Source organism: Chitinophaga sp. SVR4-12A (assembly GCF_056754765.1).
The window spans coordinates 688,299-700,118 of record NZ_JBPGWP010000002.1 but is presented as its reverse complement, the minus strand read 5'-3'; the positions used below and the strand labels follow the sequence as shown (position 1 = coordinate 700,118).

General features: G+C 50.5%; 7 protein-coding genes. 3 read left to right on the top strand and 4 right to left on the bottom strand.

Annotation, left to right across the window (positions count from 1 at the left end; genetic code table 11):
- Window positions 1-26: 26 nt before the first annotated feature.
- From ACR9Y8_RS29150 to ACR9Y8_RS29140, 3 genes are read right to left on the bottom strand one after another with little or no spacing between them, the layout of a single operon-like run.
- A complete protein-coding gene (locus ACR9Y8_RS29150) occupies window positions 27-587 on the bottom strand; it encodes a phage tail protein (protein ID WP_481216832.1) in 561 nt (186 codons plus the stop codon).
- A 29-nt stretch (window positions 588-616) separates the two neighbouring features.
- Window positions 617-1,168, bottom strand: a complete 552-nt coding sequence (locus tag ACR9Y8_RS29145; protein WP_481216831.1) for a phage tail protein — start codon at window positions 1,166-1,168, stop codon at window positions 617-619.
- Window positions 1,169-1,179: 11 nt separating this feature from the next.
- Complete coding sequence (locus ACR9Y8_RS29140; RefSeq protein WP_481216830.1) at window positions 1,180-1,737, bottom strand: phage tail protein; 558 nt, start codon at window positions 1,735-1,737, stop codon at window positions 1,180-1,182.
- A gap of 178 nt (window positions 1,738-1,915) precedes the next feature.
- Here ACR9Y8_RS29140 and ACR9Y8_RS29135 point away from each other — a divergent pair, with 178 nt between their 5' ends.
- Complete coding sequence (locus ACR9Y8_RS29135) at window positions 1,916-2,740, top strand: metallophosphoesterase (RefSeq protein WP_481216829.1); 825 nt, start codon at window positions 1,916-1,918, stop codon at window positions 2,738-2,740.
- Between the two features lie 91 nt (window positions 2,741-2,831).
- Here ACR9Y8_RS29135 and smc read toward each other — a convergent pair whose 3' ends face one another.
- On the bottom strand, window positions 2,832-6,362 hold the full coding sequence (smc, locus tag ACR9Y8_RS29130) for a chromosome segregation protein SMC (RefSeq protein ID WP_481216828.1): 3,531 nt from the start codon (window positions 6,360-6,362) through the stop codon (window positions 2,832-2,834).
- Between the two features lie 504 nt (window positions 6,363-6,866).
- Here smc and ACR9Y8_RS29125 point away from each other — a divergent pair.
- Window positions 6,867-9,302 carry a TonB-dependent receptor domain-containing protein gene (locus tag ACR9Y8_RS29125; RefSeq protein WP_481216827.1) on the top strand — a complete coding sequence of 812 codons (2,436 nt, stop codon included), beginning with the start codon at window positions 6,867-6,869 and terminating at the stop codon, window positions 9,300-9,302.
- A 196-nt stretch (window positions 9,303-9,498) separates the two neighbouring features.
- Complete coding sequence (locus ACR9Y8_RS29120; RefSeq protein ID WP_481216826.1) at window positions 9,499-11,724, top strand: FUSC family protein; 2,226 nt, start codon at window positions 9,499-9,501, stop codon at window positions 11,722-11,724.
- Window positions 11,725-11,820 lie beyond the last annotated feature (96 nt).

The window sequence follows — 11,820 nt, the reverse complement described above, 5'->3', positions numbered from 1 at the left end:
CTATCTTCATACTGGCTGGCGCTGGATCATGTTGGTGAAGGGTATTCCCCGAAGAGGCAAATGATGAAATTAACAACCAGGTAGGGCTGCATATTGTCATGCGGCTGTGAGCCGCCTGTGGGCAGCACCTGCATCATCTGGCCTGCAGCCTTGGATTCTACCAGCAGCGTCGCCAGGGTGTCTGTGCCCTTCGTAGTGCTATACACCTGCTGACCGCTTGTGATAGCGGGGTAACTAGCGGTTGTCTGCGTACCCGGGTTTTCGCCGAGCGCAGGGATATATAAGGATCCTGTAACAGGATGCTGGTGCGCAGGAAGATTAGTAGTCGTGATTGTTACAGCTTCTGTTCCTCCCGTTTCAGCCAGTTGATACGTATTTCCGAAAGCGTCTGTACCGGGATGCAAAGGTGTTCTTCCCTGGAGGTCAGGCAAGGCGAAGTTATCGAACCCATCTCCACCATAGGTGGTGCCGATCAAATTGAACAGGATTTCATACTCCGAGATGTTAAGCAGTTGTCCCTTGCAGAACTCCCAGCCTGCGGGTGCAAAATTTCCTGCAAAAATCCTTATTTCACCTGTGAAGGCCATTGTGTGATAGTTTTAATGATGCGGATCAATTATGGGCGCTGCGGAAATACTCCCTGCATGGCGATCAAAAAATTGACCGTTAGTGAGGGCTGCATATTATTTACCGGTAATCCACCGCCGGCAGGGCCTGCCACTAAAGTTCCCTGCATAGGAATGGTACCGGTAGACTGTGTGGCGCTGTATAAGGCCTGGGCAGCCGGAATACCGGGATAATTACCAACCGGGTTATGCGTATTATTGGCTCCGCCTGCAAGAGGCGCCAATGGCCGTTCTTTGATAGTATGCGTATGACTGGGTATTTCGCTGATCAGCAAAGTAACGGTTTCTTCTCCTCCCTGCTCACCCAGGCTCCGCGGGGTCAGTCCCTGCCCCTGTCCTTCGCCAATGGGCACCCTGCCCGAAAGATCCGGAAGGGCAAAAGTGGATTTGCCATCACCGCCATAATTAGTGCCTAATAACGAAAACAGCGCAGTGTTCTGCGAGATCGGTAATAACTGGCCGTCGCACGCCGCATAGCCTTTGGGGCTAAAATTGAAGGGGACCATAATGATCTCCGCAATAAAACGGTCTTCTACTCCCATGCTAAATATGATTATGTCTGTGAAGGAAAAACGCCCTGCAGGGCAATAATAAAATTGATGGCCAAATATGGCTTCATGTTATTAAAAGGTTGCTGCCCCCCTACACTCTCCGTTAACAGCGGCCCGTTTGAATCGTCCAGCATGTTGTTGACATCCACCTGCGCCATTTTATCATCTGCTTCATTACTATACCTTGGGTTGCCTGCCGGCGCTGCGGCCAGGAATGTGCTATCCGTTGAAGTGGTAGTAGCTGTTCCTCCCAATTGCATGGTAATCTTTGCGTCTATGGGGTGAACATGCGTGGGCATGGTAGACAGACTGAGGGTGGTACTGGTGGAACCCGGTGTATTTCCCAGCGTAAAGCCGTTGCCCTGGTGCATTGGGAAACGGCCGCGAAAGTTGGGCAATGCAAAATTTGTTTGCCCGTTACCGCCATAGGTGGTGCCTAACAGGGAGAATAATGCCTGATTCTGGTTGATAGGTAAAAATTGCCCATTACAAAGTGCATAGCCTTTGGGTGAAAAATTGAAGGAGACCATCACGATCTCCGAAAGAAAAGGTGTTGCCATTTAGTTCACTTGGTATTGTCCGGGATAAGCTGACGTACTCTCTCTCTATAATGTCCTCTGTAAAAACCGGGGTAAAAGTATATCATATTTTAGTTAGATACAATATACCTTTCATGTCATAAAAAAATCGGGACTGAGTGCTTATCTTTACCCGGGTTTTCTTCACATCCTTATACTTATGACGCAACAACGCCGCACCTTTCTGCGTAATACGCTGTTATCCACAAGTTTACTGCTGCTGCAAAAGCCGTTACGTACATTGGCGACCGTTAGCCAGGGCGCTGCCTATATACCCGGCAATAATCGTGAACTGATGATCTGGCATACCAGCGACCTGCACGGACAGCTCAGCGAACTGCTGCCGGCCATCGATCAACAGCTGCTGCTCGATGCGGGCGATTTCATTGATCATCACGGCAATGCCAGCACGAATATTGACATGGTGCGCGCCATGAATAAAGCCGGTTACCATGTTGCCAACATCGGCCACAACGAACTGGCCAACGGCCAGGCAGCGCTGGCTGCCTTACTGCCACAGATGCAGTTTGCCCTGGTGAACTGTAACTACTTGTTCTCCAACAGGATGCTGAGCCGTGAAGTATTGCGTTATAAGATTGTGTACATGGGCAAGCTGAAAGTGGGCATTACGGGTGTAGGCCCGGAACTGCCGGCTGGCAGCGGAGTGAAATACCTGCCGCCGGTAGAAAACGCTAACGCGATGGCAGCTACGCTTAAAAAAGAGCATGGCTGCGATGTAGTGATCTGTTTATCACATCTGCCGGATAACGTGCACATGGCTACAGCATCTACACATATTGATCTTGTGATCGGTGCGCATGAACAACAGGAACATCTGTCTTCCATGGTGTTAAGAAACACTGAGGGCTACGAAGTGTACCTGAACCAGACCAGTATGAACGGGAAGATGGCAGGGCATGTAAAAATGCTGTTCAATGAAGAGGGTCAGGGTTGTGGTGTAAGACCGGGTTATGTGATGGCGTGATTAAAAAAAAAAGAAAAAGGTAAAAATAAAAAGTCCCCCGAGGTTCAACCCGGGGGACTTTCTTTATTACTTACGACCCATTATTTACAACTTAATTCAGACTCCGGAAATCCACCGGCACCAGCTTACTCACCCCCGGCTCCTGCATCGTCACCCCATAGATCACATCCACTGCCGCCATTGTTTGCTTATTATGCGTAACAATGATGAACTGGGAATTATCAGAGAACTTGCGGATCATGTTCGTGAACTTGCCTACGTTGGCGTCATCCAGCGGAGCGTCCACCTCATCCAGGATACAGAAAGGCGCCGGCTTGATCAGGTAGATAGCGAACAGCAATGCAGTAGCTGTCAGCGTTTTCTCACCACCTGAGAGCTGTGTGATGGCAGCCGGCCGTTTACCTTTCGGCTTCGCGATGATCTCTATACCGGTTTCCGCCAGGTTCTCCGGATCATTGAGGATCAGGTCGCACTGGTCTTCTTCGGTAAAGAGCGCCTTGAATACGCGGATAAAATTCTCTTTTACCGTATTGAAGGTTTCCAGGAACTTCTGGTTAGCCGTCGTTTCTACCTCCTGGATAGTGGCCATCAGTGATTCCTTCGCCGCTACCAGGTCATTCTTCTGTTCGAGGATGAATTCGTAACGTTTCTTCATTTCCTGGAAAGCCTCGATGGCGGTGGGGTTGATTTCTCCCATATTCTCCAGGCGTTTCTTCAGGCGCTCTGCTGAGCCTTGCAATTCATCTACCGACAGGGTACTGTTGCGGGCATCATCCAGGATCTCATCAAGGTTCACTTTGAACTCTACGCTCAACCTTTCTTTCATGGAGGCCAGCTGCAGCTTCAGCTCATTCACTTTATCCTTGATGGTGTTCAGCGCCTGTTCCAGCTGTTCTTTGGCGCGCTGGCGGGCACGGAGGGCACTTTCCTTTTCCTGCAGGTGGTTTCGGAAATTGTAGTACTCCTGGTCTTTTTCGTTCAGGGCCTTCTCTTCCTCTTCCTTCTGGCGGAACAGGTCTATCAGGCCGTCTTCTGCCGTTCCCAGCTTGTCTTCCGCTGCAGCGATATTCGCTACGGCATCTTCCAGCTGTGATTTATTATTGGTGATCTGCACGTGCAGGTCACTCAGTTGCTTGCGTTTGAAATCCAGCTCCTGCTTCAGGCCCTGCACCTTACTGTGCTGGCGGGTATGCTGCAGGTTCTGGTTATTGTACTGCACGTTGGCCTGGTTAAATTGTTGTTCGGCTTCCTGTGCTGCCCTGTCGGCTGCCACGATACTGTCGTGCAGGGCATGTACCTTTTCGTTCAGGGTTTCCAGTTCGTCCCTTACGCCGGAAATGCTTTCCTGGTTGGTTTCAAGGGACTGCTGCATCTCAGCCAGGCGTTTATCGCCGGATTCAATGAGGTGATGGAAGTTCTCAATGCGGTTCTGCAAACCAAACAGCTGGTTATTGAGCTGATTGATCTTTTCGCGGGCCGCGTTGATATTATTTTCATTGAGCTGGCTGTTATAGCCCAGCACTTCATTGTGTTTGTTCTGGATCTGCTCGCGCAGGCTGGCTACCGTTGTTTCCAGGGCTTTGATCTCTGCTTCGAGCTTTTCGAGGTTCTTGGCGCGACCCAGCTTCTTGCCTTCGAACAGGCCAACGGAACCACCGCTGAAGCTGTACTTGCCGCGGTGCATACGGCCGCTCTTCTCTACTATCAGCACATCTTTATCAGGGAACTGGTCAAAGTCCAGCGCGGTCACATCTTCTGCCACGAATACTTTACCCAGCAGGTAATTGCCCAGGCCTTTGTAACGTTCGTCTATCTCTACCACTTCCAGCGCCGGTATGGTGCCGGGAGGTGAGAACAGCGCACCGCCCTGGTGGTGGAACTGATCCAGGATAAAGAAATTGGCCTTGCCTTTTTTATTGGTGTCCAGGAGGCGGATGGCCTGTACGGCTTCTTCCGCGTTGTTCACCACGTAATAGTTCAGGTAAGGTTCCAGGAGGTTCTCTATACAGGTGCGGTAGTCTTCCTTACAGAAGAAGATATCACTGAGGATGGGCGCCTTGTTGTTCCATTCGTTGTTCTTTTTCAGGAACTTGATACTTTCCGGGTAGCCTTCCAGGCTGTCGACAAGTGATTTTAAGAGGTCGAACTCGTTCTTTTTGGCGTCGAGGGTACGGTTCTCGTCCACCAGTTTATCGCGGAGGCCTTCAATATCGGCTTGTGTTACCAGGATCTTGCCTTTGGTCTCTTCGTGGAAAGCAACCATGTCGTCCAGGTCAGCCTTGCGTTCACCCAGGGTATCCTGGAGGATCTCCTTCTCTTCTTCCAGCTGCTGGATCTGTACCTGGCGGTTTGCCTTTTCTTCCTGCAGCTGCTGAATACTGCGCTGAAGGTTCTGTACAGAGGTATCGGCTACGGCTACCTTCTTTTCCGCTTCAAACTGCTGGCGTTGCCATTGCTGCTGATCGCGGCGGAGGGTTTCAAGCAATTGTTTCTTCTGGTGGAAATGTTCCTTCTTCTCTTCCACCATTTCGTGCAGGGTTTCCAGTTGGTCCTGCATGGAATCGAACACTTCCTGTTCTTCTTCCACCTGCTTTTCGGTAAAGGCGATGGAATCGGTCAGGCCCTGCAGCTGTCCTTCCGCATTGTTGAGGAAATCGCTCAGGTTCTTTTCCCTTTCGCGTAGGTAGGTCAGTTGCTGGGTGGCCAGGTTCTTATCATTCTCCTTGGTACGGATGGTGGCTACCAGTTCGTTAAACGATTTCTGGAGCACATGCAGTTCCCGTTCCTTGGCCACAAAGTGCAGCTTATCTTCTTCCACCGCTGCTTCGTCTGTAGCAATTTCTGCTTCCAGGGCAAATTTGCGGTCAGATTCGGTCTGCTGCTGGTCTGACAGCTCTTTGAAGGTAACATTAAAACCTTCCAGGGCTGCTTTGGCCAGTTCTATACTTATCTCGCGGTATTCCTTCTTTACTTCGTAGTAGCGTTCTGCTTTTTTTGCCTGGCTTTCAAGGGTTTTCAGGTTGTTATTGATCTCGAAGAGAAGGTCTTCGATACGGTTCAGGTCACCCTCGGTGGCATCCAGTTTGGTCTTGGCCTCCTTTTTTCGGGTTTTATAGATGGAGATGCCGGCAGCCTGTTCGAGCATGCGGCGGCGGCTGTTCTCCTTATCCTTAATAATATCGTCTACCATACCCAGTTCGATGATGGCATAGGAGTCGGTACTTACCCCGGTGTCCATGAACAGGTTATGGATATCCTTGAGACGGCAGGCTACGTCGTTAAGACGGTATTCGCTGTCGCCGTTCTTATAGAATTTACGTGTAATAGTAACCGTGGTGAATTCAGTAGGCAGCACATTCCGTGTATTCTCGAAAGTGAGGCTAACTTCAGCCATACCGCTGGCGGAACGGCTTTTGGAGCCATTGAAAACAAGGCCGGCCTGGTTTTCAGAACGCAGGTTGCTGATCTTGTGCTCACCGATCACCCAGCGGATGGAGTCGATGATGTTACTCTTTCCACAGCCATTAGGTCCTATTACCCCCGTGATCCCCTCGTCAAAATTCAGGACGGTTTTGTCTGCGAAACTTTTGAAGCCCTTGATTTCTAGTGTTTTTAAACGCACGGTCGCTCCTGGTTTATTTTTTTAAGCTGTCAAAGATAAATACGATTCGCTGAAAGCCTACTGCTTATTTATCCAAATCGATCAGTAAATTAAAGGCAGTAGCCGGATAAACCCTATTTTTTTATACACAGCTGTGAATAAATTACGAATTATATGTGATTTATTTACTGAATTTCAGATAATTAGGCACATTTATTTCACTTTCTGTTGAAGGCATGAGCCGACACCTTCGGTTTTGTCTTAATATTTAGCGAAACAAGCTTATCTTTAGTTCACTATTTTTACTGTAGTATAGTATTAACAGTTTAAGAGTTATCAGTTATCAGTTGACAGTTGTCAGCCGTCGAATGAACTTTACGATCACTGACAACTGTCAACTGATAACTGTCAACTGTCAACTGACAACTTTAAAATAACCAATGAAAACCCGAAATGCGACAGCCCATCATCAACATCTAAACCATGGACCACGCTGTCCACTAACTAGCATCACCCACTATCATTATGATGAAAAATGGTCTTCTTACCCTGCTGACCGGAATCCTCTCATGCCCCTTTTTTGCCTATGCGCAAAGGTCAGTGAACTCCGGTATTAGCGGTCAGGTGGCAGACAGCGCCAGCCGAAAGCCCCTTGCATATGCCACCATCACTTTATTGAAAATCGCCGGTCAGCAACCCGTTATGAACACGCTTACCGACGAAAAGGGCTATTTTCTCTTGAAGGGAGTACGTCCCGGCGAATACCGGATAGGCATCAGTAATATCGGTTATACTACGAAAGTGACGGATCCGCTGAACGTGGACACCCTTCAACCACTCCAATTGCCCCCGGTCTACCTGGCCCTTTCTTCCCGGCAGCTGCCAGGCGTGAACGTTTCCGCTCAAAAGCCCCTGCTGGAAGTAAAAGACGACAAACTGATATACAACGTGGAGAACGATATCAGCAAAGACGTGCTGACAGCCGCCGAGATCCTGCGAAAAGTGCCGCTGGTGACGGTAGACGTGGACGGCAATATCCAGCTGAAGGGCAGCAATAATTTTAAAATACTGCTCAACGGCAAAAGTACCTCCATGACGGCCAGGAACCCGAAGGACGCGCTCCGGTCTTTCCCCGCCAGCCTGATTAAAAGCATAGAAGTGATCAGCCAGCCCTCCGCCCGCTACGATGCAGAAGGCGCGGCAGGCATCATCAATATAGTGACACGGGAAAAGTACGCCGGCTATAACGGCAGCCTGTTCGCCAATTACAATACCCGTGGCTTTGCCGGGGGCGGCGCCTCCTTCAATGCCAAAGCCGGGAAACTGGGGATAGCCGCCTACCTGGGCAGCAATTACTTCCGGAACAAAGGCCGGCTGAACGCACGGCGGGAAAGCTATGTGCCCGACAGCCATAACACCCTGCTGCAGAACGGCACCAGCGTTTTTGACGGCACCTATTACTTTGGCAACCTGGAACTGAGCTATGACCTGGACAGCACCAGCAGTGTAAGCCTTTACAGCAACCTGGATCTCAGCCATAACACCAATAACTCCCTGCAACAGAACCTGTACCTTGACAGCATGCTGCAGCTATACCAGACGGGCCAGTATGATGCTTATACGAAGTACAAGAGCAATACCTACGATATGGGACTGGATTACCAGAAAAAGTTCAGGCAAACAGGGAGGTCGCTGAGCGTATCAGTGAACCGCAATACGGGCAATAACGGCCAAAACACCGATAACCGTCAAGCAAATGAACCGGGCCCGCATCTCCTCATCCTCAATAATAACGACGAGCATCATACCGAGACCACCTTCCAGGCAGATTACAGTCAGCCGCTGCCGCGGCGGCAATTCCTGGAAACAGGGGCCAAAGCCATCCTCCGTACCATCGAAAGCGATTACCAGCAACAGGTGCACCAGGAAGGCTACGGCGTGAGAACCATCAAGGACCGCACGGATGTTTTTCATTATAAGCAAAATGTGTTCGCATTGTACGCCAACTACCGCTTCAAGGTAAAACAGCGCCTGAACGTACTGGTGGGCGCCCGCCTGGAGCAAACCCATATACACGCAAATTTTATTTCCAGTGATACCCTCTTAAATACTGATTATCTGAATTTTATACCTTCCGCCAGTATTTCGCTTCCGCTGGGCCAGGCACATATTATTGGCCTGTCTTACAGCCGGCGATTGCAGCGTCCCTGGGTATGGAACCTGAATCCCTATGTGGTAGATACGGACCCCAACAACCTGTCTTTCGGCAACCCGGGGCTACGGCCGGAACTGAATCAATCCTTCCAGCTGGGCTATAACGGAAGAATCAAAGGCGCCCGTCTCACCCTCAGTGTAGATCATGTATTTACCAACAACGCTATAGAGCCTTTTACGGCAATAGACGAGGTCACCAGCATTACCGTTACTACCTACGCCAATATCGGCCGGCGGGCCGCCACCGGCTTTAACCTGAGCACCAGCCTGCAGCCGGCCCCGCACTGGGGAGTACTGGTGAACGCCCGCGGCATGTATACCAAACTGGAAGGAGGTAACGGCACCAGCTTCCACAATGACGGCTGGAGCGGCACCACCTACATCAGCACGGACTACGACCTGGGACATGGCCTTAAAACGGAGGCCTCCCTGTCTGTCAATACCAGCAAGCCCATATTGCAGGGCCGTACCCCGGGCTATACTACCCATACCCTTACCCTGCGCAAGGAGCTGTTTCAACGGCGCGCAGTGCTGGGCGTACATATGGATCAGCCTTTCCAGAAAGAGATCGCCTGGAGGAATGAGCTGAAAGACCCGCTGTTTTCCAGGACCAGCACTTTTTACTACCCGGTAAGGGCCCTGCGGGTAAGCCTTAACTGGAAATTCGGACAGCTGAAAGAATCAGTGAGCAGGAAGAAAGGGGTGAATAACAATGATATCAAGCAGAATGATGGGGGGAAGCCATAAATTGAGTTGTCAGTTGTAAGTTGTCAGTCGTCAGTGATCGAAGCGGTTATACATTCGGGGGACCACTGACCACTAACGACTAACGACTGACGACTGACGACTAACAACTGACAACTGACAACTAACCACTAACGACTAACAACTGACGACTAACAACTGACAAAGCCTTACCTTTGCAGCTCCGAAACCATATTGAATGCGCCCCTGGCTTAAAGAAGTAAAAAGTTTTATATTCAGTTACCATTTCTCTAACGGACTTCGTACGACCATTAGTGTGGTAGTGCCTTCGCTGATATGCTTCAGCATGGGTGAGCTGATCGCCGGTATTACCATTTCTACCGGGGCCTTGTGCGCGGCGCTGGCAGACCAGCCCGGCACCGTTATTCATAAGCGGAACGGCGCCTTCATTACCCTGCTGCTTCTTTTTATTACTGCTTTGGGCACCGGCCTCTGCGCCCCCTATCCTTTCCTGATGGTTCCCTGGATCATGGGCTGTTGTTTTATTTACAGCATGCTGCTGGTATATGGTAACCGGGGCGGCAATATCGGCGTGGCCTGCCTGCTGGTGATGATCATCATCCTGGGCGAGCCGCCACAGAGCCCGATGACGACCCTGTATGAAACGGGGCTGGTAATACTGGGGGGATTATGGCATGGCTTGCTGGCATTACTCTTATGGCAGATCCGGCCCTACCTCAATGTACAGCAGGCGCTGGGAGAATGTATCCTGGAAACGGCCCGCTATCTTGAACTGCGCGCCGGCTTCTACGTAAAGGGGGCAGACATTGACGAGATCTATAAATCCGTGCTGGAACAACAGGTGCTGGTGAGCGAAAAACAGGAGGCGGTAAGGGAACTGCTGCTGAAAAGGCGTTCTGCCCAGCAAGGCACCAGCAGCATCAGCAAATCCATGGTACTGATCTTCCTGGACCTGGTAGACCTCCAGGAACATATCATGGCCTCACAGCTCGATTATAAAGCGCTGCAGCAAAGCTTTAAAGACAGCGATATACTGGAAGAAGTCCGCAGCCTGGTGCTCGAATTTGTACAGGAACTCTCTGATATAGGCGTAGCCGTAATGGCCGGACAGCGATCCATGCCCAAGGCCAATATCCGTCATGATATTGAGAAAGTACAGCGCTCCGTGGCAGAGATCCGCAAAAGCCTGCCTACCCTGCGCGAAAGGACCACCCGCCTCTTCCCCCTGAACACCATACTGGCCAACCTGCAGGATATGGCCGAAAGGGTTTATAATTTACACCGCCTCACGCGCCTGGAAAGAGTAAAGGATACGGAAATAGATCCCCGCCTGGAACTATCCCGGTTTACTACCAGCCAACGCTACGACCTGGAAACTTTCCGGAATAACCTCACTTTTCAGTCGCATATCTTTCGCCATGCAGTAAGGGTGAGCCTGGCCACCGTAGCAGGTTATATGCTGGGCGTGGCCCTGCACCTGGACCGGGTTTACTGGATCCTGCTTACCATTGTAGTGATCCTAAAGCCGGGTTTCGGCCTCACCAAATCACGCAGCTATCAGCGCCTGATCGGTACTGTTATCGGGGCCTTTTTTGCGCTGGCCGTGCTGCTGCTGATCAAGAATCCCCCTGTCATCTTTATCATCATGCTGTTCTGCATACTGGGCGCCTATACTTTTATGACCTACCAGTATACGGTAAGCGTGATCTTTACCACCCCCTTCGTGATCTTCCTGCTGCATTTCCTGCACCCGGCAGATCTGAAGTATGCCACAGCGCGGGTGCTGGATACCTTTATAGGCGGCGGATTAGCGTTTATCGCCAATCTCACCCTCTGGCCCAGCTGGGAACATAAGTACCTGTCTAATTATATGCAGAAGATGGTACAATCCAACAAAGCCTATTTTGAACAGGTGATGAAGATGTACACCGGTCTGCAGATGGCGATCGTTGATTATAAACTGGCCAGGAAAGAAAGCTATGTAAACACCGCCAACCTCACGGCCGCTTTCCAGCGTATGCTGAGTGAGCCAAAGAGCAAGCAAAAGAATACTTCCCGGATGTATCATTTTGTGGTGCTGAACCATACGCTCAGCTCACGCATAGCAGCGCTGGCTGCCTACGGGCTGGGGCATGGCGTGAGATTTCCACGGCCGGAGTACCAGCTGATCAGCAGGCACCTGTTACAATACCTGGATCAGATCATCGCACTGACGGCTGAACCGGAAATTGTATTACCGGAATTGCCCGCATCCATAGAAGCATTTGAAACGCTGGATATCCGTCTGGAGAGTTTGATACAGCAAAGACAAACGGAGATCAATGAAGGGAAAGGAGAAACGGCGTTAAGGGATGAAATGCTGGAAACAAAACAGGTGAGAGATGCGCTGCACGGGGTGCTGGGGGTGTTGAGGGATATGAAGAAGGCACTTTTGGTTGTTTGAGGTTTGAGGTTTGAAGTTTGAGGTTTGAGGTTCGTTGAAGGTTTGAAGTTCAGTTCAGGCCGGCCTACCAAATTCAGTAACCTTTAACTTTTAACG

Bases quoted from the DNA above. Each gene is read 5' to 3' on its own strand.
- ACR9Y8_RS29125 (WP_481216827.1), top strand. From the start codon at position 6,867: ATGATGAAAAATGGTCTTCTTACCCTGCTGACCGGAATCCTCTCATGC.
- ACR9Y8_RS29140 (WP_481216830.1), bottom strand. From the start codon at position 1,737: ATGGCAACACCTTTTCTTTCGGAGATCGTGATGGTCTCCTTCAATTTT.
- ACR9Y8_RS29145 (WP_481216831.1), bottom strand. From the start codon at position 1,168: ATGGGAGTAGAAGACCGTTTTATTGCGGAGATCATTATGGTCCCCTTC.
- ACR9Y8_RS29135 (WP_481216829.1), top strand. From the start codon at position 1,916: ATGACGCAACAACGCCGCACCTTTCTGCGTAATACGCTGTTATCCACA.
- ACR9Y8_RS29150 (WP_481216832.1), bottom strand. From the start codon at position 587: ATGGCCTTCACAGGTGAAATAAGGATTTTTGCAGGAAATTTTGCACCC.
- ACR9Y8_RS29120 (WP_481216826.1), top strand. From the start codon at position 9,499: ATGCGCCCCTGGCTTAAAGAAGTAAAAAGTTTTATATTCAGTTACCAT.